The sequence below is a fragment of the Stenotrophomonas sp. JAG2 genome (genome assembly GCF_041080745.1).
In the GTDB taxonomy this organism is placed as follows: Bacteria; Pseudomonadota; Gammaproteobacteria; order Xanthomonadales; family Xanthomonadaceae; genus Stenotrophomonas; species Stenotrophomonas maltophilia_AA.
In genome coordinates this window covers 236,040-256,748 of record NZ_JBEUMH010000007.1, presented here as the reverse complement: position 1 = coordinate 256,748, position 20,709 = coordinate 236,040, and the positions used below count along the sequence as shown (strand labels likewise).

General features: G+C 68.7%; 19 protein-coding genes. 8 read left to right on the top strand and 11 right to left on the bottom strand.

All coding sequences use genetic code 11. The features are described from left to right. Window positions 1–8 precede the first annotated feature (8 nt). On the top strand, window positions 9–629 hold the full coding sequence (locus AB9O74_RS11550) for a glutathione S-transferase family protein (RefSeq protein WP_176988056.1): 621 nt from the start codon (window positions 9–11) through the stop codon (window positions 627–629). A gap of 13 nt (window positions 630–642) precedes the next feature. On the opposite strand, the gene AB9O74_RS11545 is transcribed toward AB9O74_RS11550, so the two are convergent. Next, window positions 643–2,823, bottom strand: coding sequence for a primosomal protein N' (locus AB9O74_RS11545; RefSeq protein ID WP_369349422.1), 2,181 nt, complete (start codon window positions 2,821–2,823; stop codon window positions 643–645). A 437-nt stretch (window positions 2,824–3,260) separates the two neighbouring features. Between AB9O74_RS11545 and AB9O74_RS11540 the strand changes: the two genes are divergently transcribed. The 4 genes from AB9O74_RS11540 to sppA all read left to right on the top strand — a co-directional run bounded on the left by AB9O74_RS11540 (window position 3,261) and on the right by sppA (window position 8,288). Continuing rightward, on the top strand, window positions 3,261–4,265 hold the full coding sequence (locus AB9O74_RS11540; protein WP_369349387.1) for a hypothetical protein: 1,005 nt from the start codon (window positions 3,261–3,263) through the stop codon (window positions 4,263–4,265). Further along, the gene (locus tag AB9O74_RS11535) at window positions 4,258–4,821 is read left to right on the top strand and encodes a DUF3106 domain-containing protein (protein ID WP_369349386.1); all 564 of its coding nucleotides are present in this window, start codon (window positions 4,258–4,260) and stop codon (window positions 4,819–4,821) included. The genes AB9O74_RS11540 and AB9O74_RS11535 overlap by 8 nt, the downstream gene beginning before the upstream one ends. Window positions 4,822–4,940: 119 nt before the next feature. Further along, the gene (locus AB9O74_RS11530) at window positions 4,941–6,305 is read left to right on the top strand and encodes an MATE family efflux transporter (RefSeq protein ID WP_176988059.1); all 1,365 of its coding nucleotides are present in this window, start codon (window positions 4,941–4,943) and stop codon (window positions 6,303–6,305) included. Window positions 6,306–6,380: 75 nt separating this feature from the next. Further along, window positions 6,381–8,288, top strand: coding sequence for a signal peptide peptidase SppA (gene sppA / locus AB9O74_RS11525; RefSeq protein ID WP_176988060.1), 1,908 nt, complete (start codon window positions 6,381–6,383; stop codon window positions 8,286–8,288). Between the two features lie 73 nt (window positions 8,289–8,361). On the opposite strand, the gene AB9O74_RS11520 is transcribed toward sppA, so the two are convergent. Continuing rightward, window positions 8,362–8,604, bottom strand: coding sequence for a hypothetical protein (locus AB9O74_RS11520; protein ID WP_369349385.1), 243 nt, complete (start codon window positions 8,602–8,604; stop codon window positions 8,362–8,364). A gap of 154 nt (window positions 8,605–8,758) precedes the next feature. Here AB9O74_RS11520 and AB9O74_RS11515 point away from each other — a divergent pair, with 154 nt between their 5' ends. Continuing rightward, window positions 8,759–9,535: an SDR family oxidoreductase gene (locus AB9O74_RS11515; RefSeq protein ID WP_019183576.1), complete on the top strand. Its 777-nt coding sequence runs from the start codon at window positions 8,759–8,761 to the stop codon at window positions 9,533–9,535. Between the two features lie 73 nt (window positions 9,536–9,608). On the opposite strand, the gene AB9O74_RS11510 is transcribed toward AB9O74_RS11515, so the two are convergent. From AB9O74_RS11510 to AB9O74_RS11470, 9 genes are all read right to left on the bottom strand, one after another. Then, window positions 9,609–10,262 carry a DUF4124 domain-containing protein gene (locus tag AB9O74_RS11510; protein ID WP_369349384.1) on the bottom strand — a complete coding sequence of 218 codons (654 nt, stop codon included), beginning with the start codon at window positions 10,260–10,262 and terminating at the stop codon, window positions 9,609–9,611. A 25-nt stretch (window positions 10,263–10,287) separates the two neighbouring features. Continuing rightward, window positions 10,288–11,091, bottom strand: coding sequence for a DUF4124 domain-containing protein (locus AB9O74_RS11505; RefSeq protein ID WP_369349383.1), 804 nt, complete (start codon window positions 11,089–11,091; stop codon window positions 10,288–10,290). Between the two features lie 43 nt (window positions 11,092–11,134). After that, on the bottom strand, window positions 11,135–11,695 hold the full coding sequence (locus AB9O74_RS11500) for a Sua5/YciO/YrdC/YwlC family protein (RefSeq protein WP_369349382.1): 561 nt from the start codon (window positions 11,693–11,695) through the stop codon (window positions 11,135–11,137). A gap of 64 nt (window positions 11,696–11,759) precedes the next feature. Beyond that, window positions 11,760–14,267, bottom strand: a complete 2,508-nt coding sequence (locus tag AB9O74_RS11495; protein ID WP_369349381.1) for a DNA topoisomerase I — start codon at window positions 14,265–14,267, stop codon at window positions 11,760–11,762. A gap of 194 nt (window positions 14,268–14,461) precedes the next feature. Further along, on the bottom strand, window positions 14,462–15,370 hold the full coding sequence (locus tag AB9O74_RS11490) for an RDD family protein (protein WP_176988066.1): 909 nt from the start codon (window positions 15,368–15,370) through the stop codon (window positions 14,462–14,464). Between the two features lie 45 nt (window positions 15,371–15,415). Beyond that, window positions 15,416–16,147 (bottom strand): GYF domain-containing protein, encoded by a 732-nt coding sequence (locus tag AB9O74_RS11485; protein WP_369349380.1) that lies wholly within the window; start codon window positions 16,145–16,147, stop codon window positions 15,416–15,418. 38 nt (window positions 16,148–16,185) lie between these two features. After that, window positions 16,186–16,659, bottom strand: a complete 474-nt coding sequence (locus tag AB9O74_RS11480) for a DUF494 family protein (RefSeq protein ID WP_088433666.1) — start codon at window positions 16,657–16,659, stop codon at window positions 16,186–16,188. 42 nt (window positions 16,660–16,701) lie between these two features. Further along, window positions 16,702–17,841, bottom strand: a complete 1,140-nt coding sequence (dprA, locus tag AB9O74_RS11475) for a DNA-processing protein DprA (RefSeq protein WP_369349379.1) — start codon at window positions 17,839–17,841, stop codon at window positions 16,702–16,704. Between the two features lie 74 nt (window positions 17,842–17,915). Continuing rightward, window positions 17,916–19,046, bottom strand: coding sequence for a LysM peptidoglycan-binding domain-containing protein (locus AB9O74_RS11470; RefSeq protein ID WP_369349378.1), 1,131 nt, complete (start codon window positions 19,044–19,046; stop codon window positions 17,916–17,918). Window positions 19,047–19,172: 126 nt separating this feature from the next. Between AB9O74_RS11470 and def the strand changes: the two genes are divergently transcribed. Next, window positions 19,173–19,685, top strand: coding sequence for a peptide deformylase (gene def / locus AB9O74_RS11465; RefSeq protein ID WP_176988070.1), 513 nt, complete (start codon window positions 19,173–19,175; stop codon window positions 19,683–19,685). Window positions 19,686–19,784: 99 nt separating this feature from the next. Beyond that, window positions 19,785–20,708, top strand: coding sequence for a methionyl-tRNA formyltransferase (gene fmt / locus AB9O74_RS11460; RefSeq protein ID WP_369349377.1), 924 nt, complete (start codon window positions 19,785–19,787; stop codon window positions 20,706–20,708). Window position 20,709: the final 1 nt, after the last annotated feature.

Sequence of the window (20,709 nt, the reverse complement as noted above, 5' to 3'; positions counted from 1 at the left end):
GTCCGACCATGCTGAAAATCTGGGGCCGTCGCAATTCCAGCAACGTGCGCAAAGTGCTGTGGTGTGCCGAGGAGATCGGGGCGCCGTACGAGTCGATCGAGGTCGGCGGCGCATTCGGTGGCACGCAGTCGCCGGAATACCGTGCGATGAATCCCAACGGACTGGTGCCGGTGATCGAGGACCATGGCCTGCCGCTGTGGGAATCCAACACGATCGTGCGCTATCTCTCCGCGCGCTACGCGCTGGGCACCTTGTACCCGGAGGACGTGGTGGCGCGCGCACAGTCGGAGAAGTGGATGGACTGGACGACCTCGACCTTCGCCGGGGTGTTCCGCGATCTGTTCTGGGGCACGCTGCGGACGGCCCCGGCCGACCGTGACGAGGCCCGTATCGCGGCGGCGCTGGTGCGCTCCGGCGAGCTGCTGGCGATGGCCGATGACGCGCTGTCGCGGCAGCCGTATCTGTCCGGCGAGCAGTTCGCGATGGGGGATATCCCGCTGGGCGCCTTCATCTACGCCTGGTTCGAGATGCCGATCCAGCGCCCGGACCTGCCGCATCTGGCGGCGTGGTACGAGCGGTTGAAGCAGCGGCCGGCGTACCAGCGTGGGGTCATGACGGCGTTGACCTGATCGGGTTGCCGGCCTAATACAGATCCATCGGATCCACATCCAGCGACCAGCGCACCTTGCGTGCCTGGGGCAGCGCGGAAATCTGCGGCGTCACCTGATCCAGCACGCCATGCAGTGGACGCCGGGCGGGTGAGGACAGCAGCAGCTGGGTACGCTGGTAGCCGGCGCGGCGGGGCATCGGTGCCGGCATCGGGCCATAGCGTTCCACGGCGGCATCGTCGGGAATCAGGGCACGCACGGCACTGAGCATCGCGTTGGCATGCTCCACCTGCTGGGCTTCGGCACGCAGCAGCGCCAGGTGCGCGAACGGTGGAAAACCGGCCGCTTCGCGCTGCTGCAGTTCGGCCTCCGCGAAGGCGTGGTAGCCGCCGTTGACCAGCGTCTCCAGCAGGGGATGCCCGGGGTGATGCGTCTGCAGCCAGACCTCGCCGGCATCGACCGCGCGCCCGGCGCGGCCAGCGACCTGGATCAGCTGCTGCGCGAGTTTTTCGCTGGCGCGGAAGTCGGCCGAGAACAGGCCTTCATCGATCCCCACCACCACCACCAGGGTCAGCTTCGGCAGGTCGTGGCCCTTGGCCAGGATCTGCGTGCCGACCAGGATGCCCGCGCGATCGCCGAGCGAGGCCAGCTGGGTTTCCAGCGCATCGCGCTTGCCGGTGGTGCCGCGGTCGATGCGGATTACCGGGAAGTCCGGGAAGGCCTCGACCAGGTGTTCTTCCAGCCGCTCGGTCCCGATGCCCTGCGGCTGCAGCGCGAGGCTGCCGCAGTCCGGGCACGCCAGCGGCGCGGACTGGCGTGCGCCACAGTGGTGGCATTGCAGGCGGCGGCCGCCGGCGTGCACGGTCATCGGCGCATCGCAGCGTTGGCACGGTGCGGTCCAGCCGCAGTCGTGGCAGAGCAGCACGGGGGCATAGCCGCGGCGGTTCTTGAAGACGAGCACCTGGTGCCCGGCCTGCAGGTGCTGGGTGATGCCGGCCAGTACTTCCGGCGAGAGCCCATCGCGCAGCGGCCGTTTGCGCACGTCGAGCACGCGGACCACCGGCGGTCGTGCGGCGCCCGCGCGCTGCTTCAGGCGCAGGTGGGTGTACCGCCCGGCATGCGCGTTGTGCAGTGATTCCAGTGACGGCGTGGCGCTGCCGAGCACCACCGCCACGTCCAGCGCCTTGGCGCGTACCAGCGCGAAATCACGCGCGTGGTAGCGGATGCCGTCCTGCTGTTTGTAGCTGCCGTCGTGCTCCTCGTCGATCACGATCAGGCCCGCATTCGGCAGCGGGGTGAACACCGCCGAACGCGTGCCGACGATGACCTGTGCTTCGCCCCGCGAGGCGGCCGCCCAGACGCGGGCACGCTCGTTGTCGTTCAGGCCCGAGTGCAGCACATGCACCGGAATGCCCAGGCGGTTGCGGAAGCGCGACAGCGTCTGCGGGGTCAGCCCGATCTCCGGCACCAGCACCAGCGCCTGCTTGCCCCGCGCCAGGCAGGCGACGATGGCCTGCAGATAGACCTCGGTCTTGCCGCTGCCGGTCACGCCATCGAGCAGGTAGGCGGCAAAACCGTCGGCGGCGGTGATCGCGGCGATCGCGTCGGCCTGTTCGGCATTGGGGGCGGGGCCGCTGGCGGGCGATGCCGCGGCCGGCGCGTGCGCCAGCGCGACCCGTTCAACGAGATCGCGCTTGGCCAGCGACCGGGCAGCGCTGCGCCAGTCGTCCATCAACGTATCCAACCGGTCTTCGTCCACCACGCCCTTGGCCAGGCATTCGGCCAGGCGCTGCGGGCGAGTACCGCTGCGCAGCCTGGGCTGCGGGTCGCGGCCAGCGTCCGTCAACTGCCAGCCCCACTGATGGGTATCCGGCACGGCCTCCCCGCGCCGCAGCGGGCCGGGCAGGGCGGTGCTGATCACTTCGCCCAGGGGGGCATGGGTGTAGCGCGCCAGCCACTGCAGCGAGCGCCACAGCTCGCCGGTGACCAGCGGCGTGGTGTCGATCCACTCGATCGCCGCGCGCAGACTGCCGGGGTCCTCCACCTGGCCGATCCCCGCTACGAGCCCGACCAGCTCCCGGGAGCCGAACGGCACCCGGACCCGCTGCCCGGTCATCGCCGGATCCGGGGCCGGGCCGGGCGGCGGGGCGTAGTCGAACAAGTGCGGCAGCGGCACCGGGAGGGCGACGCGCAGGGTCGAAGACGAGGAGGTCATCGGGTCAGTGTAGCGGGCGGCGGCGGACCCGATCACGCCCATTCACCGTCTCAGCGGGGTGCGCGCCGAATCATAAATCCCACCTAAATATCCGACTTGATTGGAGATTCAGGCTTATCCACATCTTCTGTGGATAAGTCTGTGTGCCACTGCGTATGTGACCGCCTTGCGTCAGGAACTTCCGACGTTCTTCTCAGGTTGGTCAAAAAATAGCCAAGCGACAATGGTCAATTAAAACAACAAGATAGCTGTGAAACAAAGTTGAAACAGACTTGACGCGGGGCTCACGCGTGGTTCTACCCCGGTTTTACGTGGTGCTGTGCACAACCTTTTGCGCCGGAAGGCTTTGCAGACCGTGGCCGCTCACAGGAAATGAACATCCGCGCGCCGCTGGAGTGACGCAATCGCTATCATTTCCACACAATGATGGAGTTGCTATGACGGCTGCGCCCGCCCCTGTTTCCTCTACCGCAGCCGGCGCGCTGTCGGCGTTTCTCCGTGGCGTTGAACGCCGCGCCCTGGTCGTGGCCGAGCTGCAGTGCGGCGACCCGACCGTCGCCGAGCAGGCCCTGGTCGCGGTCATGCGCGCCTTTGCCGGAATCGCCAGCGACCTGCCCATGGCCCAGTGGCCGGAGCGGTTCTGGTCGCTGCTGGTGCACCGCGCGCCGCTGCGCGGACCGGCCGCGGGCCGTTGGCCGGCGCCGATGGAGCACCTGGCTGGCCTGACCCCGTCCGCGCGGCTCGCGTTCCTGTTGCGGATCGGCGGCGGTCTGGACGAAGCGGCGGCCGCACAGATCCTGGATGTGCCGATGGCCGACTACCAGCACGCCCTGGCCGATGCCTGCCCCCGCGATGCCCATGGCAACCCGGATGCCGCCGGCTGGCGCGCCCTGGCCGAGCAGGTCCAGCTGCGCATCCGCGATCTGCCCGCCAGCCGGCTGCAGCGCCTGCAGCAACCGGTCGCGGCGCCGGCCAGCCAGCAGCCGGATACCGCCTCGTGGCGCACCCCGGTCATGTCCGATGCGCCCGCCCAGCGCCGACCGGTCAGGCGCCCGCGTGGCCGTCGCTTCCCGTGGAAGGGCGTGCTGATCGTGGCCGTCACCGCCGGCGTGCTGATTGGCGGCGCGGCGTGGTGGAAGCACGCCCGCGAGGCCGGCGGCCCCGTGGTGGCGACCCCCGAAGGCGCGGTCGCCGATGCGGGCCCGGTCACCGTGGAAGCGTTGCCTGCCGACGATCTGCCGACCGTGGCCCCGAGCGCGTCGCCGTACGCTGCCAGCGATGCGGCGATGCTGGCCGATCCGGACCTGCCGACCGCCCGCGATGCCGATCTGTATGCGTGGTTCGCCGCTGGCGGCCCCGTCCCGGTCGACGAATCGCAGGCTCAGCCGAGCCGCCCCGAACCCGCCACCGCCGGCCTGGAGACGGCTGCCGCCGATGAGTAAGCCTGCCTTCCTGCTGATCGCCCTGGGGCTGTCGAGTGCCGCCAGCGCCGCCCCCAACCGGGTCGAGGTTCCCCTCGCCGTGCCTGCACCGACCAGTGCCACCGCGCCGGCCATCCCGGCGACCCCGGCAGCGCTGGACCCGGCCCAGCTGCGCGAGCTGCGCGGCCGCTATGCCGCCTGGCAGGCCATGGGCGAAAGCGAGCGTGCGCGCGTCCGTGCGGCCGCGGCGCGCGTTGCGGCGCTGCCCCCGGCCCAGCAGCAGGCGCTGCGGCAGCGCTTCGCCGAGCAGGACCAGCGCTTCCGCGACGGCTGGCTGCTCGGCCCGCAGCTCGGCCATGAGTTCACCAAGCTGCAGGGCCTGTTCGGCTATCTGCCGGCCGAGCAGCGCCCGACCGCGTTGGCGGTGCTGCGCCAGCTCACGCCGTCCCAGCTCACCCAGTTGACCCTGGTCGCCCAGCGCACCCCGCCGCAGGACCGCGACCGCGTGCGCGGCGAGTTCCTGGCCGTGGCCCCGGGCGCGCGTGATACCTGGCTGCGCGAGCACGTCGGCCACTGACGGCGTCACCCCGTTTACCTGAAAGCGCGGCTTTTCGCCGGCCGCGCGCGTAAGATGTCGGGCCGCAACCCGGTGCCTGTGCCCTCCGCGCGCGACCGTAGTTGCCGTCTGTGACGTCCATGTCTACCGCTTCCTCCACGCCGCGCCTCTCCCGGGAAGTGCGCGCCACCGGTCTGCTCGCGCTGCCGCTGGTTCTGGGCCATGTTTCCACCGGCCTGATCTCCTTCGTCGACAACGTGATCGCCGGTCACCACGGCACCGACACGCTCGCGGCCGTCACCATCGGCACGGCGCTGCTGTGGCTGCCGATGCTGATCCCGATCGGCACCCTGATCTCGCTGACCGCCTCGGTCTCGCAGCTGCACGGCGCGGGCCGCGAGCGCGAGATCGGTCCGTTGTTCCGGCAGGCGTTGTGGCTGGCGCTGGGCCTGGGCCTGATCATGTTCACCTTCCTCACGGTGGTGCCGCCGCTGCTGCCGGCGTTCGGCATCGCGCCCGACATCGTGCCCGGCGCGACCGCCTTCCTGCATGCGGTGCGCTGGGGTGGCCCGGCGCTGACGCTGTACTTCTGCATGCGCTACCTGAGCGAGGGCATGCACTGGACGCTGCCGACGATGCTGCTCGGCTTCGGCGGCCTGTTGGTGCTGGCGCCGCTGGGCTACGTGCTCTGCTACGGCAAGCTCGGATTCCCGGAGCTGGGCGCCGAAGGCCTGGGCATGGCCTCGGCGATCATGATGTGGCTGCAGGCGCTGTGCTTCGCCGGGTACCTGTGGAAGACCAAGCGCTTCGCCCACCTGCAGCTGTTCTCGCATTTCGAGGCACCGCGCTGGAGCGCGATCTGGGACCTGCTGCGGACCGGCCTGCCGATCGGCATCACCGTGCTGATGGAAGGCGGGCTGTTCATCGTCACCGCACTGCTGATCGGTCGCCTCGGCGCCACCGAAGCGGCCTCGCACCAGATCGCGATCAACGTCGCCCAGCTGTGCTTCATGATCCCGATGGGCGTGGCCGAGGCCACCACGGTGCGGGTCGGCCATGCGGTCGGCAGCGGCAACGGCCTGGGCGTGCGCCGCGCCGCGATCGCCGGGCTGCTGATCATCCTGGGCACACAGACGCTGTCGGCGCTGGTGCTGCTGTTCGGCCATGACGCCATCGTCGGTGTCTACACGAACGACCTGGGCGTGGCCGCACTGGCCTCGACCCTGCTGCTGTACGCGGCGGCGTTCCAGTTCCCCGATGGCATCCAGGTGCTCTCAGCCGGCGCGCTGCGCGGGCTGAAAGACACCCGCGTGCCGATGTTCATCGCGATGTTCTCGTACTGGGGCCTGGGCATGCCGCTCGGCGCCGGGCTGGGACTGGGGCTGGGCATGGGCCCGCAGGGCATGTGGCTGGGCCTGATCCTGGGCCTGACCGCCGCCGCCATCCTGATGGCCTGGCGGCTGCGCGTGAGCAGCGCCCGCGCCGGGCTCCCTTCGACCCCCTGACTTGTGTCCGATGCCGGCGCGCCCGGCACCGGCTATTCTGGCACCACGGCAAGAAGCCACTCTGGAGTTACCCCCATGAACCAACCCGCGCGTCGCAATCCCGTCGCCAGCTTCTTCATCGGGCTGTGGGATGTGATGAACTTTACCCGCCGGCTCATCCTCAACCTGGTGTTCTTCGGCCTGCTGTTCCTGATCCTGATCCTGTTCATCGTCGCGATGGGCAAGAGCGCGACCTCGAAGGCATCGCTGCAGGACCGCACGACCCTGGTGATCGCACCGGAAGGCCGTCTGGTCGAGCAGTTCAGTGCCGATCCGGTCAGCCGCGCGCTGGGCAAGGCGGTCGGTGACAAGGGCGCCGAAGAAATCCAGCTGCGCGATCTGATCCGCGCGCTGGAGGCCGCCAAGACCGACAAGAAGATCGAGCGCGTGGTGCTCGAGCTGGACAAGCTGCAGCCCAGCGGTTTCGCCTCGATGCGCGAAGTGACCGTCGCGCTGCAGGAACTGCGTGCCGCCGGCAAGCAGGTGGTCGCCTTCAGCGAGAACATGAGCCAGTCGCAGTACCTGCTGGCCTCGCAGGCCAATGAGGTCTACCTGGACCCGATGGGCGGCGTGGTGCTCGAGGGCCTGGGCCGCTACCGCCAGTACTTCCGCACCGGCCTGCAGGACAAGCTCGGCGTGGACGTGCACCTCTTCAAGGTGGGCGAGTACAAGTCGGCTGCCGAACCGTACGTGCTGGATGCCGCTTCGCCGCAGGCCAAGGAAGCCGATCTGTTCTGGATGAACGATGTGTGGCAGCGCTACCTGGCCGACATCGCCAAGGCGCGCAAGCTCGACCCGGCACAGCTGGCCGCCGGCATCGACACCATGCCCGAAGGCATCGCCGCCGCCGGTGGCGACCTGGCCAAGTTCGCCCTGCAGCAGAAGCTGGTGGACGGCCTGAAGACGCGCGAGGAAGTGGACACCCTGCTGACCGAACGCGGCATCGCCGACGATGACGCCGATGGTGGCTACCGCAACGTCAACCTCGATGCGTACCTGAGCGTGCTCGACAGCCGTCGCTCGCCGGTGGACTCGCGTCCGCAGGTGGCGGTGATCGTGGCCTCCGGTGAAATCTCCGGCGGCGATCTGCCGGCCGGCCGCATCGGGGGCGAGTCGACCTCGGCACTGCTGCGCGAAGCGCGCGACGACAAGGACGTGAAGGCCGTGGTGCTGCGCGTCAGCTCGCCGGGCGGTGAAGTATTCGCCTCCGAGCAGATCCGCCGCGAAGTGGTCGCGCTGAAGGAAGCCGGCAAGCCGGTCGTGGTCTCGATGGGCGATCTGGCGGCCTCGGGCGGTTACTGGATCAGCATGAACGCCGATCGCATCTACGCCGACCCGTCCACGATCACCGGTTCGATCGGCATCTTCGGCATGATCCCGAACGTGGCCCGCTCGCTGGACAAGATCGGCGTGCATACCGATGGCGTGGGCACCACCCGCTTCGCCGGTGCGTTCGACATCACCCGTCCGATGGACCCGGCCGTAGGCCAGGTCATCCAGTCGGTGATCAACAAGGGTTACGCCGATTTCACCGGCAAGGTCGCCGCCGCGCGCAACAAGCCGGTGGAAGCGGTCGATGAAGTCGCCCGGGGTCGTGTGTGGAGCGGTGCGCAGGCCAAGGAACGCGGCCTGGTCGATGAGTTCGGTGGCCTGAAGACCGCCGTCGCCGATGCCGCCAGCCGCGCCAAGCTCGGCGAGGCCGGCAAGTTCCGCGTGCGCTACATCGAGAAGGCGGCCACCCCGTTCGCGCAGTTCCTCAGCGGCTTCGCCGGCAGCCATGCCGGTGCCTGGATGCTGGGCGAATCGGGCATGGCCCGTCTGATGCTGGCCCGTTCGATGCCGGAGCTGGATACCCAGCTGCGCTTCGTCGAAGACGCCGCGCGTGACCCGCGCAACAACGCCGCGCCGGTCAAGACGCTGGTGTACTGCTTCTGCGGCCTGTAAGCGGGCTCAGCGGCGCCGTGTGACACCCGAACGCCCGGCCTGTGCCGGGCGTTCTGCTATCCGGCCCATCGGATCACGGGCTGGGCTCGGGCGGTGGCGTGTCACCGCTGGCGCGGTCGGCTTCGGCGGCGCGGGCGTCGGCGGACTGCTGCAGGGTGTCGCTGACCGACCGGGCGCGGTCGATCGGTTTCTGGATTGCATCGCGCAGTTCGGTGGCCTGCGGTTCCGGTGGGGTGTCCGGTGCTGGCGGCACCGGGCGGTCGCAGGCGCTCAGCGCGATCATCGCGAGCAGCGGCAGGGCAATACGGATCGTCATGGCAACCTCCCTCGTTGAGCCGGTAGCGGAGGACCAGTGTCCCACCGCCTCGCGCATCGCGCGTGATGGCCTCCGGTGCGCGGGCCATCGCGCGTTATCCTATCCGGGCAGCACCGTGGGTGCCGCATTCCATGGATCACCGCAGGAGAAGGGCGTGAGCGCGCAACGTTGGCGACTGGATGGACAGACCGCATTGATCACCGGCGCCAGTGCCGGCATCGGCTTGGCGATCGCGCGCGAACTGCTGGGCTTCGGTGCGGACCTGCTGATCGTCGGCCGCGATGCCGATGCACTGGAAATGGCCCGCGACGAACTGGCCGACGCCTTCCCGGACCGTGAGATCCACGGATTGGCCGCTGATGTCTCCGATGACGAGGATCGTCGCGAGATCCTGGACTGGGTGGAAGACCACAGCGATGGCCTGCACATCCTGGTCAACAACGCCGGCGGCAACATCAGCAAGCCGGCCACCGAATACACCGAAGACGAGTGGCGCGGGATCTTCGAGACCAATCTGTTCTCGGCGTTCGAGCTGTCGCGCTACGCGCACCCGCTGCTGGCCCGGCACGCGGCCTCGGCGATCGTCAATGTGGGCAGCGTTTCCGGCCTGACCCATGTACGCAGTGGTGCGGTGTACGGCATGACCAAGGCCGCGATGCACCAGATGACCCGCAACCTGGCCGTGGAATGGGCCGAGGACGGCATCCGCGTGAACGCCGTGGCGCCGTGGTACATCCGCACCCGGCGCACCTCCGGCCCGTTGTCCGATCCGGATTACTACGAGCAGGTGATCGATCGCACCCCCATGCGCCGCATCGGCGAACCGGAAGAGGTGGCTGCGGCCGTGGGCTTCCTGTGCCTGCCGGCGTCCAGCTACGTCACCGGCGAGTGCATCGCGGTGGATGGCGGGTTCCTGCGCTACGGGTTCTGAGCCGGCCAGCGGCCGGCACTACCGGTGACAGGATGCGCGGCCGGAACGCGGTCATGGCATACGGTGTATCCAGTCACGGCACCGGGCAATCGCTCTCGACCAACACCGCTTCCAGGCGCGCGCGCTCGGCGGTCGCGGCGGCCTCCTTCTCCGGCGCGGCGAAACGCTCGCGGCCGCGCGCATCGCGGAAGCGCTGCTGCCAGCTGCTGCAGCGCTGGGCCTCCGCCACCGGCGCGCAGACATCGCGCACGACTTCGCAGCTGGCCGCATTGCTCGGCGCGCTGCTGCCGCCCAGGCCGGTGATGGCCAGCGACTCGCAGCGCGACGGCGCCGGTTCGCGTTCGTGCAGGTAGCGGCTGCCCTCGGCGGAGACGCACTGATAGATCTCCGGCAATGGGGACTTGGCCGGCACGGTGTCGTCGGGCCCGGCCGTCGGCGCGTCCGGGCGCAGCGCGGCGCTGTCGAGCAGGCCGCTGTCCTCGTCACCTTCCTGCGGCAGCGGCGGCATGGTGTGACGGGAGGGGGGTGCGACCGGCGCGGACGGCACGTCGGCCGGTGCGCGGACCGGTGCGCTGATCCGCTGGATGCGCTGCTCGCTGCCGGCCGGGCAGGCCACGCTCTGGATGGTCAGGTTGCCGCCCGCATCCGTGCAGCGGAAGAACACCGCATCGTCGGCAGCCGCCGGCAGGGGCACGAGCAACAAGAGCAGCAGGAACCGTCGTTTCATCGCATCAGTGTAGAGCGCAGCGCGCTCAGTGGCCGCCGCAGTCCTGGTCCAGGCGCGCATCGATCCCGCGCTGCTCGCGGGTCAGCGCGTCGCGCTCGCCCTGCAGCGCGCTGTTGTAGCGGCGGATCAGGTCCCAGCGCCGGTCTTTCAGCCGCGAGCAGACTTCCTGCGCGGGCAGCGCATGGCATTCGTCGCGGACCAGCACGTTGCCGGCCGGTACCACCACGCTGTTCTCCACACCCGGGTACGGATAGCCACCGCCTTCCCACTGCGAGCTGCCACCACCGATGTTGATGCTGCCGCCGACCCGTGAGCCGCCGCCACTGACGGAGAGCGAGCCTCCACTGCTGCGCACCGAGCCGCTGCCCATCGGCATGATCGGTGGCAACGGCCGTGAGGGCGGGTAGCCACCGGGCGGTGGCCGCGGGCCGGGCCGATAGGGCAGATAGGCATTCGTCCAGATCGGCACCCAGCGCGGATTACCTTCGTTGCTGTCGCTCACATAGGTATCGCCATCGCTGGTGGTGCATTCGTACATCGGCTGCGGCGGCTGTACATGCACGTAGCGCACTTCGCGTTCGGGCGCGCGCGGGGCAGGCGCCGGGTCGGGCGTACGGTCGCTGCGCACCACCTGCGGCGCCGGGTCGCGCGGGCGCTGCAGGTCGCGGACTTCCTGCCGGCCTTCGCGACACGGTGCGTCCTGCAGCGAGACGGCGCCGTTGCTGCCCACGCAGCGGTAGACGCGCACATTGTCGGTCTGCGCCGCGGCGGACACGACAGGGCTCAGCAGTGCGAACAGGGACAACCACAGGGCAGGGCGCAGGGTCATGCGCGCAGTGTGCGGGTTTGGCCGCCGCCGCGCAAAAGCCGGCTCAGCTGCGCAACACCTGGCCGCTGAGCGCATCGCGGATCGGCGTGGGTTGCGCCAGTCCACCGGTGTGGCCATCGATCAGCCCATCGAGCAGGGCCAGCAGGCGCGGGTCCAGCTCGGCGCGGGTGCGGGCCGGTGGTTCGCCGGCGAGGTTGGCGCTGGTGGAGACCAATGGCCCGCCCCAGGCCCGGCACAGCGCGGCAACCAGCGGGTGTGCGCTGATCCGCACCGCGATGCCGCTGTGCTCGCCGGTGATCCAGCGTGGGGCACGTTTGCCGGCCGGCAGGATCCAGGTGTTGGCGCCGGGCCAGCTGGCCAGCACCACGCCCTGGCGGTCCGGCGGCAGGGCATCCATGCGCACCCAGCCGTCCAGTTGGGCCGGATCGGCGGCGACCAGGATCATGCCCTTCTCGACCGGGCGCTGTTTGAGCTGCAGCAGCTTCATCACCGCCGCCTCGTGCGCGGGATCGCAGCCCAGGCCCCAGACCGCTTCGGTGGGATAGGCGATCACCCCGCCGGCGCGCAGCGCAGGCAGGGCGGTGTCCACAGTGAGTTCGTTCATGACAGGCGGGCCGGATGCATGGCCCGCATTATCCTCCCGCCGTGGCGGGAGGGGTCAACCAGGCTCAGGGAGCCGCGACCTTCTTGACGGCCTTCTTCACGGTCTTCTTGGCCACTTTCTTGGTGGCCTTCTTCGCCGTGGCCTTCTTCGCGACCTTCTTCACCGCGGCCTTCTTGGTGGCGGTCTTCTTGGTCGCTTCGCCCGCGGCGGCTTTCTTGGCCGGTGCCTTCTTGGCCACGACCTTCTTCGCGGCCTTCTTGCCGAAGCCCTTGCGCACCGGCTTGCCGGTGTCTTCCATCAGCTTCTGCACTTCCGCCAGGGTCAGCGACGCGGGTTCGCGATCCTTCGGGATCTTGCCGTTCATCTTGCCGTCGCTGATGTACGGGCCGAAGCGGCCGTTGAGGACCTGGATCTCGCTGCCCTCGAATTCCTTGATGATCCGGTTGCGCGCGATCTCTTCCTTCTCTTCGATCAGGAACACGGCGCGGGCCAGGTCGATGGTGTACGGGTCGTCTTCCTTCTTCAGCGAGGCATAGGTGCTGCCGCGCTTGGCGAACGGACCGAAGCGACCGATGCCGACGCTGACATCCTCCTCCTTGTCCTGGCCGAGCGCGCGCGGCATCAGGAACAGCTCCAGCGCGTCTTCCAGGGAGATGGTGTGCATCGACTGGCCCGGGCGCAGCGAGGCGAACTTGGGCTTGTCCTCGGCGTCCTCGGCGGTGCTGCCGATCGCCGCGTACGGCCCGAAACGGCCCAGGCGCACGCTGACCGGCTTGCCGGTCTTGGGGTCGGTGCCGAGCTCGCGCGCGCCACTGGCTTCGGCGCGGTCGACCGATTCGTTCTTTTCGCCGACCAGCTTGTGGAACGGTTCCCAGAACCGTGCCATCAGCGGGATCCAGTCTTCCTCGCCACGCGACACCGCATCGAGCTCGTCTTCGAGCTTGGCGGTGAAGTCGTAATCCACGTACTGGGTGAAGTGGCTGGACAGGAACTTGGACACCGCACGGCCCACGTCGGACGGGCGGAAGCTGCGTCCTTCCATTTCCACGTACTTGCGGAACAGCAGGGTCTGGATGATCGAGGCGTAGGTCGAGGGGCGGCCGATGCCGTATTCCTCGAGTGCCTTGACCAGCGCCGCTTCGGTGAAGCGCGGCGGCGGCTGGGTGAAGTGCTGTTCGGCCAGGATGCGCTCGAGCGGCACGCGGTCGCCGGGCTTCATCGCCGGCAGCTTGCGGCCTTCATCGTCGTCCTCGGCGCTCTTGTTGTCCTTGCCTTCCTCGTACACGGCGAGGAAGCCGGGCACGACTACGGTGGTGCCGCTGGCGCGGAACACGTGCTCGCTGCCGGCCGAGAGGTCCACGCTGACGGTGTTGAGCGTGGCCGGGATCATCTGGCAGGCGACGGCGCGCTTCCAGATCAGCTCGTACAGCTTGCGCTCGTCATCGGTGAGGAAGCGCGCCACCTGGGCAGGCGTGCGCAGCGCCGAGGTCGGGCGCACGGCTTCGTGGGCTTCCTGGGCGTTCTTGGATTTGGTCTGGTAGGTGTTCGGCTGGTCCGGCAGCGAGCCGATGCCGTAGTCGCGCGCGATCACATCGCGGATCTCGGCCAGCGCGTCCTGCGAGAGGTTCACCGAGTCGGTACGCATGTACGAGATCAGGCCGACGGTGCCTTCTTCCTCACCGATCGCCATGCCTTCGTACAGCTTCTGCGCGACCTGCATGGTCTTGCGCGTGGTGAAGCCGAGCTTGCGCGAGGCTTCCTGCTGCAGCGTGGAGGTGGTGAACGGCGGAGCCGGGCGGCGCTTGCGCTCCTTGCTGACCACGTCGGTGACATGCAGGGCGCCCTGGGCGGCCTGCTGGATGCGCATGCGCGCGGCCTCGGCGGTGTCGCCGTCGGTCACGGTGAACTGTTCGAACTTCTGGCCGTCCAGCTTGATCAGGCGCGCATTGAAGTGCTGCGAGGGATGCGCGCACAGCGCATCGATGCTCCAGTACTCGCGGGCGATGAAGGCTTCGATCTCTTCTTCGCGCTCGACGATCATGCGCAGCGCTGGGCTCTGCACGCGGCCGGCGGACAGGCCGCGCTGCACCTTGCGCCACAGCACCGGGGACAGGTTGAAACCGACCAGGTAGTCCAGCGCGCGGCGCGCCTGCTGGGCATCGACCAGGTCACCGGCGATCTCGCGCGGGTGGCCCATCGCTTCCTTGATGGCGCGCGGGGTGATCTCGGTGAAGACCACGCGCTGCATCGGCTTGTCCTTGACCAGCCCGCGTTCCTTCAGGATTTCGGCGATGTGCCAGCTGATCGCTTCACCCTCGCGATCCGGATCGGTCGCCAGGAAGATGTCGTCGGCGGTTTTGGCCGCCTTGACGATGGCATCGACATGCTTTTCGTTCTTCTCGATGAGGTCGTAGCGCATCGCGAAGTTGTTGTCGGGATCGACCGCGCCTTCCTTGGGCACCAGGTCACGCACATGCCCATACGAGGCCAGGACAGTGAAGTCCTTGCCGAGGTATTTGTTGATCGTCTTGGCCTTGGCGGGCGATTCGACGATGAGCAGGTGCTTGGGCATGGCGTCAGGATTCTATGGGCAGGGCCCCGGGGAGGGCCGCTAGGGTGGAGCAAATGGCCGCATTAGTGAAGCGGCGCGGGCGATATACATAAACCGAACGCCCGGGGGTGGGCCGGGCGTTCAGCTTTCTGCCTATTAGTGGAATCACGCCGGGACCGCTCATGTCAAGCGGCCCGATGTGAGGACGGCTCAGATCAGGACATCGAGGCGATCACGCCGATCATGGCGATCATCACGCCGAACAGGGCCACCACGGCCAGTGCGGCGATCACCAGGATCACGATGGTGACCGTGCCCAGGCCGCGCTGCTGCAGCTCGGGATGCTCGGTGAAGGCCCACTTGTCCACCACCAGGGTGTCGCACATCATGTCGTGCAGCGCCTGCTTGCGCTCGGTGAAGGCGGCCATGATGAAACCGATCATCAGGATCAGGCTGCTGACGATGGTCGCCAGGTAGCGGCAGAAGGCCCGCAGGAAGCTGATCCGCTCGCCGTTGCCGCGCACCACCTTGATGCCGACCGCCATCTTGCCCAGCGTGGCCCCGCCGCGCGAGGCGTGGAAGCCGGCGTAGTAGCCGATGCTGATGACCAGGCTGAGCAGCATCACCACCAGCGTCAGCGCGACCTGCACGCCTTCGTTGCCCGAGCTGGCGCCCATCACGTTGATGATCATGCTCAGCGGCAGGGTGACCACGGTGAGCAGGATGTAATCGATGAAGTAGGCGGCGTAGCGCTTCCAGAAACCGGCATACACCACGTCCTGGCCGTCGACCACGGCCGACCCGGCATAGCCGGTGGCCGCGGCAGGCGCGGTATACGGCGAGTAGGTGCCCCCACCGGTGCCCGGCAGCGGCGCGGTGCCGTTGTCGATCGCGGTGTAATCCCCGCGCAGATCGATGCCGTTGCCGAGGTTGCTGGCGGCCGAGGCCAGGTTCTGCAGCTGCAGCTCATCGACGGCCTCGGACAGCGGCGCCCACTGCGCGAACCCCTCGCGCCACACCAGCGTGGCCAGGGTGATGTCACCACGCTGGAAGCGCTGGCGCATGTCCTCTGCGCTCAGCGGACCCTGACGTTCCTGGCCATCGGCGAAATACCACTCAGTCATTGCTTCAATCCCCTGTTGGGTGCATCCATGGACATGCGTCCGTTATCAGCCGTGGCATTCCAGCGGCAGGTACTTGTCATCGGGCTCGCCGCTGCATTCCCAGTGCCCGGCGCCGTTGTAGTCCAGCCACAGCAGCTTGCCGTCCAGCGAGGTGCTGCCCGGGACGGTCAGCTCGGCTTCCACGCCGCAGTGGCCGTTGTCGAAGCGACCGATGCGCACCGCACCGATGGCACCGTCGGCATAGCTTTCGGCCGGCTGGAAGCCTTCGTCATCATTGACCGGGCAGCGGCCGTACTCGCCGTGGAATCCAGCCACCGCGAGCTTGATCGGGGCCAGCGTCACCAGCGCCTCGCTGGTCTTGGACCGCGCGACGTACTCCTGATAGACGGGCAGGGCGATCGCGGCGAGCACCGCACCGACGATCAGCACCAGCACCACGATCACGGCCGCGACGATGCCCACGATTGCGCAGCCGCTCAGTCCCTTGCGGGGCGGCGGAACGGCGACGGGCGGGGCGGGCGTGACGGGCGCGGCCGGTGTGGCGGGAAGTGCCGGCGGCACGGCGGGCTCCGGGGTTTCCACCCTGTCAGCGACAGGGGGGATGTCCAGGCCGATCTCGGCCGCCACCGTTTCCAGCGGCTGCCACTGGGCCATGCCGTCGCGCCAGACCAGCGTATCCAGCGCGATGCGGCTGGAGCGGTAAAGCGCGATCAGTTCGTCAGCAGGCAGCGGACCGCGCTGCTGACTGTTTCCTTCTGCAAAGAACCACTGGTCCACCGGCCCGCTCCTGAATGCGCAAGGCGCTCAGTGTACGGTCAGTGAAGCGGTTCCGGCTCGTCCACGAACATCTGGGTTTCCATCCAGGCGTACGCGGCCTCGGCCCCGGGCTGGTTGAACAGCACCATCAGCACGACCCACTTGAGGTCGTCCAGGTCCAGTTCGTCCTGGTCCAGCGCCATCGCCCGGTCCAGCACCAGCTCGCGCTGGCTGGCGTCGAGGATGCCGTGCTGCTCCAGGAACATCAGGAAGCCGCGGCCTTCCACGTCGAGCTTGTCCAGCTCGGGACCATGGAAAATCCGCACCGGGCCATTGACGCGGCCCAGCACGACGGCCGGCCGCTGCTCGGCGAGCGCGTCCAGCCAATCGAAGGCTTTGTTGATCTCGGTGGGGCTGAAGCCAGCCTGGATCAGGCCGTTCTGGAGGGAGTCGCGGTCGCGGATGAGGTCCGCGTCTTCGCTGAAATAGTGTTCGAACAGGTACAGCAGGACATCCAGAATGCTCTCTTTCATTGCCCCTCGGCCTGCGTCAACGACGCTGTGGAGGTGAAGAAACTAGGGTTTTCGACAGTAGCGACCATGGGCGGCCATTACCTTTCCATCCAGTTCCATGACCAGCAGCATGGCCGACAGCTGGGCCGCCGTCAATCCGCTGCGCTGGATCAATGAATCCATACCCGTTGGGTCGTGATCCAGGGCTTTCCACAAGCACTGGTAGTCCGGGTCGGTGTAGGAAGGGGCGCGCTCGGGCGCCGGTCGTGCCTGTTCAGTGGGGGCGTCCAACCGGGTTCGCAAGGCCCCGGCCAGGGTCTGGGCCAGGGCAGCCAGGCCGGCAGTCACCTCGGCCGGTTCCTCGACCAGCGCCGCGCCCTGCCGGATCAGCCGGTGGCAGCCGCGGGCCCGCGGGTTGCGGATCGAGCCGGGCAGGGCGAACACCTCGCGGCCCGCTTCGGCGGCGCAGCGGGCGGTGATCAGCGCGCCCGAGCGCTGGGCGGCCTCGATCACCACGGTGCCGAGGCTGAGCCCGGCGATGATCCGGTTGCGCGCGGGAAAGTGCGCCTGGGTCGCCGGCATGCCGGGTGCGTATTCGCTGACCACGGCCCCGATAGCGGCGATCCGTTCATGCAGGGCGGCATGCCGGGGCGGATAGGTCTGGTCCAGTCCAGTGGCGACGACGGCCACGGTCATGCCACCGGTCACCTGCAGCGCGCCGTCATGGGCCTGGGCGTCGACCCCGGTCGCCAGCCCGCTGATGACCGACCAGCCGTCCGCCGCCAGCGCGGTGGCGAAGGCGTGCGCGTGCTCGCGGCCGCCGGGGGAGGGCGAGCGGCTGCCGACCACCGCCACGGCCGGATGCCAGAGCCGCGCCGGGTCGCCGTCGACGAACAGCGCCACCGGCGGTTCCTCGATCTGGGCCAGCAGGGCCGGGTAGTCCGGATCGGTCAGCCCGAGCAGGTGATGGCGGTCATCGACCAGCCACGCCAGGGCATGCGCCAGATAGCGCTCGTCCGGCAGGGCCAGCCGGGCGCGTTGCGCGGGCGTGCAGCCGGCGGCCCGCCAGGCGGTCGGGCCGGCCCGCAGCGCCGCTGCGGAATCCGGAAACTGGCGCAGCAGGCGCAGGCGGGACGGCAGGGCACCGCCGGCGAGGGCCAGGGTGAGCAGGGCGGTGGACGAGGCCAGGCAGGGAATAGGCATCCCTGCAGCGTGCGGCGCAGACGACGACGGCGCCCTAGGGCGCCGTCGAATGGAAGCGTAGGACTCTGCCGCGCTTACTGCTTATCGGGATGCAGTGCCGAATAGCCGACCTTGACCGGCTTGATCCCTTCCATCACCAGCGCGTAGCTGACGTTCTCGAAGGTGCGGAACACCATCGCGTGAGCGGCGTACTCGTCCGGCAGGGTGACCCGGCCGGCGCCGCTGGTCAGCGAATCATCCATCCGCGACGCGTTCGGGTAGTCCATGCGGTGGGCGACATGGCGGCCCTGGCGCCACAGCGAGAACACCGTGCCGTTGTCGACGCCGTTGGCGCTGCCGGCGGAGATCGCGATCACGTCGCGCGGGCCGCCTGAGGTGAAGGTGTCGGCCACCGCGAGCACGCGGACATCCAGATCGGCGGTCTGCGGTGCGGGCACATGCGGCACGAACTGCAGGTCGTAGGGGCGGGCCTCGACCGGGACCAGGCGGTCGCCGGCGCGGACTTCACGGCCGTCGACCTGGCCCTGCAGCACCAGCGAGGTCACCTCGACGTTGCCGCTCTGCACACGGCTCACCGTACCGACGTTGATCTGGGCCAGTTCGTAGCCCAGCGTCTGGTGGCGCTTGCTCGGCACGATGAAGGCCTTCCAGACGTTGCCGCTGCCGGGCGTGGTATCGCCGCGGGCGTTCAGGTCTTCGGTCGGCTTGGGCAGGGCGTACTGCACGGTCGGGCGGACCACGGCGTAGCGCTGGCCGACCTGGGCATTCTCCAGGCCCCGCACGTAGGCGGTCTGGCCGGTGGTGGCGCGCAGGCGGTTGTCTTCCAGATTGACCACGTAGGGCAGCGACTTGACCTCGTCGACCACGCTCAGCTGCTTCAGGAAGGGCTCGACCTGTTCCAGCGGGACGCCGTTGATCGGGGCCTCCTGGCGCGGGCCGGGCTGGGCCACGACGCGGTCCAGATAGGCCAGGCTCAGCACGTCACCCGGGTAGATCAGGTGCGGATTCTTGACCTGCGGGTTGGCCTGCCAGATCTCCGGCCACAGCCAGGGCTTCTGCAGGAAACGCGCCGAGATGTCCCACAGCGTGTCCCCTTTGCGCACGACATAGGTATCCGGGTGCCCGCCATTCATTTCCACGGCGGTAGCATAGGTAGCGACGGTCAGCATCGCCACGGCGACGACCGTACGAGTTCGTTCAAACATAGATGTGGTGCCTGATTCCCCAACAGGTTCGCGCACTATAGTCCAGAAACCGGGGCGCGGGGCAAGCGTTGGCGATAGAATCGCCCTGTACGCCGCTTCGACCGGCGCCCCCTACCGGTATTTGCCATGGCTCTCCTGCCCATTCTCGAATTTCCCGATCCGCGCCTGCGCACCAAGGCCGCGTTGATGGATGCCGCCGACGTGACCACGCCGGCGTTCCAGACCCTGATCGATGACATGTTCCACACCATGTACGACGCCCCGGGCATCGGCCTGGCCGCCAGCCAGGTCGACGTGCACAAGCGTTTCATGGTGATCGACGTCAGTGAGGAGAAGGACACCCCGATGGTGTTCATCAACCCGGAGATCGTCGCCAACGAAGGCGGCCAGGTCTACCAGGAAGGCTGCCTGTCGGTGCCGGGCATCTTTGCCGACGTCACCCGCGCCAACCAGATCACCGTGCGCTACCTGGACCGCCACGGCGTGGCCCAGGAGCTGACCACCGATGGCGTGCTCGCCGTGTGCGTGCAGCACGAGATGGACCACCTGGACGGCAAGCTGTTCATTGATTACCTCTCGCCGCTCAAGCGCGAGATGGTGCGCAAGAAGCTGGCCAAGCAGCGCAAGCACGTTGCCTGAGGTGTCTGCAGAGACCGCCGCGCGGGTTGACCGCGCGACGGTGCCTGTCGCGCGGCGCCGGACTTCGGCGCCGTTTTACGTTCTGTTAGTGGGGTCGCCATGAAGATTGTCTTTGCCGGTACGCCGGCGTTCGCCGTGTCCTCGCTGCGTGCCGCAGCCCGCCACCATGAAGTGGTCGCGGTGTACACGCAGCCTGATCGCCCCGCGGGCCGTGGCCGTGGCCTGGCGCCATCGCCGGTCAAGTTGGACGCGATCGCACGCGGCATCCCGGTGTTCCAGCCGGACAGCCTGAAGACCCCCGAAGCCCAGCAGCAGCTGCGCGACCTGGCGCCGGACCTGATGGTGGTGGTGGCCTATGGCCTGATCCTGCCCAAGGCCGTACTGACCATCCCGACCCACGGCTGCTGGAACGTGCATGCCTCGTTGCTGCCGCGCTGGCGCGGTGCCGCGCCGATCCAGCGTGCGATCCAGGCCGGCGACGCCGAGACCGGCGTGTGCCTGATGCAGATGGAAGCGGGGCTGGATACCGGCCCGGTACTGCTGAAGCAGCACATCGCGATCGGCCCCAACGATACCGGCGGCCAGCTGCACGACCGCCTGGCCGCGCTGGGCGAGCAGGTGTTGTCCGATGGCCTGGGCCTGCTGCGTGCCGGCATCAAGCCGATCGCGCAGCCGCAGCCCGAGGCCGGCGTCACCTACGCACACAAGCTGGACAAGGCCGAAGCCCGCCTGGACTGGGCGCAGGACGCCCACGCGCTGGCGCGGACCGTGCGTGCCTTCAATCCCTGGCCGATCGCCGAGGCGATGCTGGCCGGCGAGCGCGTGCGCATCCACGGCGCGATCGCGCTGGATGACAACCAGAGCAAGGCCCCGGGCACGCTGCTGGGCGCGTCGCGCGACGGCATCGACATCGCCTGCGGCCAAGGCGCGCTGCGCCTGCGCGTGCTGCAGCGCGAGGGCGGCAAGGCGATCACCGCCGCCGACTACCTCAATGCCCGTCGCGACCTCGGCGTGGGTGCCTGAG

Bases quoted from the DNA above. Each gene is read 5' to 3' on its own strand.
- AB9O74_RS11550 (WP_176988056.1), top strand. From the start codon at position 9: ATGCTGAAAATCTGGGGCCGTCGCAATTCCAGCAACGTGCGCAAAGTG.
- AB9O74_RS11545 (WP_369349422.1), bottom strand. From the start codon at position 2,823: ATGACCTCCTCGTCTTCGACCCTGCGCGTCGCCCTCCCGGTGCCGCTG.
- AB9O74_RS11540 (WP_369349387.1), top strand. From the start codon at position 3,261: ATGACGGCTGCGCCCGCCCCTGTTTCCTCTACCGCAGCCGGCGCGCTG.
- AB9O74_RS11535 (WP_369349386.1), top strand. From the start codon at position 4,258: ATGAGTAAGCCTGCCTTCCTGCTGATCGCCCTGGGGCTGTCGAGTGCC.
- AB9O74_RS11530 (WP_176988059.1), top strand. From the start codon at position 4,941: ATGTCTACCGCTTCCTCCACGCCGCGCCTCTCCCGGGAAGTGCGCGCC.
- sppA (WP_176988060.1), top strand. From the start codon at position 6,381: ATGAACCAACCCGCGCGTCGCAATCCCGTCGCCAGCTTCTTCATCGGG.
- AB9O74_RS11520 (WP_369349385.1), bottom strand. From the start codon at position 8,604: ATGACGATCCGTATTGCCCTGCCGCTGCTCGCGATGATCGCGCTGAGC.
- AB9O74_RS11510 (WP_369349384.1), bottom strand. From the start codon at position 10,262: ATGAAACGACGGTTCCTGCTGCTCTTGTTGCTCGTGCCCCTGCCGGCG.
- AB9O74_RS11505 (WP_369349383.1), bottom strand. From the start codon at position 11,091: ATGACCCTGCGCCCTGCCCTGTGGTTGTCCCTGTTCGCACTGCTGAGC.
- AB9O74_RS11500 (WP_369349382.1), bottom strand. From the start codon at position 11,695: ATGAACGAACTCACTGTGGACACCGCCCTGCCTGCGCTGCGCGCCGGC.
- AB9O74_RS11495 (WP_369349381.1), bottom strand. From the start codon at position 14,267: ATGCCCAAGCACCTGCTCATCGTCGAATCGCCCGCCAAGGCCAAGACG.
- AB9O74_RS11490 (WP_176988066.1), bottom strand. From the start codon at position 15,370: ATGACTGAGTGGTATTTCGCCGATGGCCAGGAACGTCAGGGTCCGCTG.
- AB9O74_RS11480 (WP_088433666.1), bottom strand. From the start codon at position 16,659: ATGAAAGAGAGCATTCTGGATGTCCTGCTGTACCTGTTCGAACACTAT.
- dprA (WP_369349379.1), bottom strand. From the start codon at position 17,841: ATGCCTATTCCCTGCCTGGCCTCGTCCACCGCCCTGCTCACCCTGGCC.
- AB9O74_RS11470 (WP_369349378.1), bottom strand. From the start codon at position 19,046: ATGTTTGAACGAACTCGTACGGTCGTCGCCGTGGCGATGCTGACCGTC.
- def (WP_176988070.1), top strand. From the start codon at position 19,173: ATGGCTCTCCTGCCCATTCTCGAATTTCCCGATCCGCGCCTGCGCACC.
- fmt (WP_369349377.1), top strand. From the start codon at position 19,785: ATGAAGATTGTCTTTGCCGGTACGCCGGCGTTCGCCGTGTCCTCGCTG.